Below are 3175 nucleotides of genomic sequence, written 5' to 3' on the forward strand. Positions count from 1 at the left end.
TCTTTGTCTTGCCTCCAACCTCTTTACGAGGCAGGAAATAGAATATACCATAGCTTCGCAATAGATTGCAACCCCTATTTTCAGAAAGATTTACACAACAGTTATAATTACCGTTGCTAGCACCTCAACCCGCTTCACTCGCATAGCCTCACGCTTCGCTTGCCACTATTATAGTTGAGAGAAATCTGCAATATAGTTATTACCATTTCATTGCAGCTTCAACATCGTGAACCGCGCCATTGATAAATGGATATGCAAATTGGGTAACGCTGCTGCCGATTCTGGGCATTGTTCACTACTGAAGGGCATGGATCGGGAGATTTTATTAAACTATAAACGCGACGGTAGTTTAGAACATTAAGACAATGTTCTAAACTACCGTCGCGTTCAGAGGGCATAAAGTAGACAACTTATCAAATTATAACAACCTCAATAGTGTCTCACTATAACCCTTCTACGGAATACCGATGGCCGGACTCGAACCGGCAAGCCTCTCGGCACCGCATTTTGAGTGCGGCGTGTCTGCCAATTCCACCACATCGGCATAATATCATATGGGGCGATCGAGGGGAATCGAACCCCCGAATGTCGGAGCCACAATCCGATGCGTTAACCACTTCGCCACGACCGCCATATTAACGATTATACCCGATGAGTTAAGTATCGCCTTTTCTCTATCGGTCTTCAAATATATCATATCCACCCCATTACTTTCAACCCTTAATTTATTCCAGTTCAATTATATGAGCAGAACCTATTACTGTTCATATAGTTATGCTGAGGGCGAGTTGAACACCAGTGTCGATATGGAAAGTGATACCGGTGTAGTATTAAAGATTTACGCGAGACGATAAACGAAATGCCGTTTCCGATCACCTACATTGCCACATTTGAAATGGTCACAGCCAAAAGGCCCCCGGTTTCCAGCGTACCTTTGTTACTGTCATCTTAACCTCAAGGATCTATGTGGCTGCCTACCGGGAAAAAACGGGTCTGCATTGGAAATAAGCAGCATGTAAACAACTTGTGCATAACAAAACAGCCCACTGACTACACTAAAGTCAATGAGCTGTTCCATACTGCTTGGCAACGACCTACTCTCCCGGGAGGGAGCCTTTAGCAACATAACGTGACCGCCCCTGCAGTAACCTTCTTATCCACGTCTTTAATTGTCCGTTGTACCGTTTTGTTGTTCTTCCTGTTGTTGCTGCTCTTGCGCTGGCGCAGGTCCCTCCTAATTCCCTGCGGCCGCTCTACTCCCGGATTTTATGTACACCACGTTTTTGTCAGCATCCAATGCGGCTCTCACCGCCGTAAAATCATCTTTTTCAATGAAGCGGTAATCTTTAAATAAGCTGTCCCATTTTACTTCATATCCCGTAATGTCGATATTAAATAACTTTTTCGCTAGCGGAGCGACCGCTTCTGTGGCCTCTTTTTCCGTTATTTCTTTGTTCGTCGTCACCTTATTGCCTTGTTCATTGATCAGACTGACTGCTTTCCCGCTATCCATGTAAATCGTCACCTTGTCGTCCTGAAGCATCCACGTATGCCTCGTCCACTCACTCTCGATCTGCGCCTTCGTCACATCAAATTGATGATCGAACGCCGTTTTGCTCGCTTCCGTTGCCGTTTTCAACAATTTCGGATCAAGTTCTTTCTTGTCAATATCGATCGTCGCACCGACGCTGGCATAGCCTTCTGAAATATTAGCAATTACTCGAGCGCAAAAATCTTTCCCGTCTAAATTATAAGTTACATACTCGCCAAGTTTTCCCTTACTATTATCGTAGGATTGTGACTGCGTAACTTCTTTGTTAAACACGTATTTCTTCTTTGAATAGGCCTTCTTCAACTGTTCTAAGGCTTTGTCTTGAAATTTTTTGCCGACTTTGTCGATTGTCGTCTTGACGGAAACGCTCCATATTTTTTCTTTTTTAGGATCGAGGAAAACACCATATTTTCCGTCTGCAGATTGAACCGTGACCAGCCCATTCTCAAGTTCGCCGACATCCTCAAGCTTTATCTCTTTTCCCGCAAATTGTTTTACCGCTTTTTGCAGCTTGGCAGCCAGCTTCTTGTCTATTTGGACTTTCTTGCTTTCCGCTTTTTGCTGCTCCTGCTGCTTCTCTTGTGCTGCCTCCGCGCTCGCAGGAATTGGACCTGCCAATGCAGTCAGCATGCCAGATACGACCAATATTGCTACAATCGTTTTTTTCAAATTCATGGTAAATCCTCCTATGTAATTACTTGAATATATGCTCACTCATATTATCCTAGCGAAGGAATTGGAAAAAAGCCACACAACATTCTATTAATATTAATTAAGAAAACGTTAATAACTTCATCATTTTAAGCCAATACAACGATGTTACTGCGAACCGCATCGCTCACGAATGAGAAGATGCTGGGCTTCCCGCCGGTCTGGGGTCAAACCCCATAAACATAAACAACCCCCTGAGGAACATTTTATTGCTTAAGTTCCTGCAGAGGGTTGCTGACTTCTCGATATATGTTGTTTTTTGATCATCGTTTTGGCGTTCTTGATCAATTTTTCCTTCGTCAATGTATTTTCTTCGTTTGTTGTTATTTCGAGCTGCCTGCCCTTTTCGAGCCACAGGAGGCTGTTTTGCTTCAGACTAATCATTATCCTTAGCAGCTCTATACAAATAGCCTTTTCTGATCGACAAATTGCTTCAGATCAAGACGAGTATATTTCAAAATCAAATTATTTCCTCCATTTGTATACTCCATCTCGATAAGCTCTGCTTCCGTCTAATTATATTTTTTCAAATAAACCTTTTTTCCTTTCTTTTTGGCCTCTGCCTTCAATTCTGCAGGAAATGAACGATCAAACGGAGCCCAGATAGATCCTCCCCTTGGCAAAGCTATCCCCTTCTGGCAAGGCGGAAGGTTGTATGAACATCGTCTTCAAGGTAGATGCCTTCTTCATATAGTCCTCATATGTGTCGAAGTCAGGCCTAAGTTCTCTAATGAAGAAAACTCCAGGTCTTTAATAACTTTACTAAGTATTAAGCAAATCAGCTGCGAACTGCACCGCCTCTTTGCTAACACAAAAATAGCCCACTGACTTTAATAAGTCAGTGGGCTATTTACACTTGCTTGGCAACGTCCTACTCTCCCGGGACCCTGCGGTCCAAGTACCATCGGCGCT

General features: G+C 43.4%; 1 protein-coding gene and 2 tRNA genes. All 3 read right to left on the minus strand.

Annotated features, from left to right (window positions below):
• Nucleotides 1-462 precede the first annotated feature (462 nt).
• The 3 genes from LQV63_RS31065 to LQV63_RS31075 all read right to left on the minus strand — a co-directional run bounded on the left by LQV63_RS31065 (nucleotide 463) and on the right by LQV63_RS31075 (nucleotide 2227).
• A tRNA-Leu gene (locus tag LQV63_RS31065) sits at nucleotides 463-544 on the minus strand.
• 11 nt (nucleotides 545-555) lie between these two features.
• Nucleotides 556-631, minus strand: a tRNA-His gene (locus LQV63_RS31070).
• Nucleotides 632-1234: 603 nt separating this feature from the next.
• Nucleotides 1235-2227, minus strand: coding sequence for a hypothetical protein (locus LQV63_RS31075; protein ID WP_233699629.1), 993 nt, complete (start codon nucleotides 2225-2227; stop codon nucleotides 1235-1237).
• Nucleotides 2228-3175: the final 948 nt, after the last annotated feature.

It is taken from the genome of Paenibacillus profundus (genome assembly GCF_021369635.1).
Lineage (GTDB): Bacteria > Bacillota > Bacilli > Paenibacillales > Paenibacillaceae > Paenibacillus_B > Paenibacillus_B profundus.